1 pseudogene is annotated in these 257 nt (G+C 50.2%); it reads right to left on the bottom strand.

Annotation, left to right across the window (positions count from 1 at the left end):
- Nucleotides 1-257 (bottom strand): annotated as a pseudogene (locus FQ668_RS27770) (translational GTPase TypA); the annotation flags it as partial.

The raw sequence follows: 257 nt of genomic DNA, 5'->3' as shown, positions 1-257 counted from the left end.
GTTGTGTACCAGTTCCTTCTCTAGGCGCTCAAGGATGTTACGTGAAGTCACGAACTTACCTTCTTTACCTGCGAATGGAGACGTGTTTACTTGGAATGTCATGGTTACCGTTGGTTCGTCAACAGACAGCGCTGGTAGCGCCTCCACTTCACCCTGTGCACAGATAGTGTCAGAGATTTTTAGCTCGCCAAGACCAGTGATTGCGATGATGTCGCCTGCAGTTGCTTGCTGAACTTCGTGACGCTCAAGGCCTAGGT

This window comes from Pseudomonas sp. Kh14, from assembly GCF_900291005.1.
Lineage (GTDB): Bacteria > Pseudomonadota > Gammaproteobacteria > Pseudomonadales > Pseudomonadaceae > Aquipseudomonas > Aquipseudomonas alloputida.
This window is presented reverse-complemented; position numbering and strand designations above follow the sequence as displayed.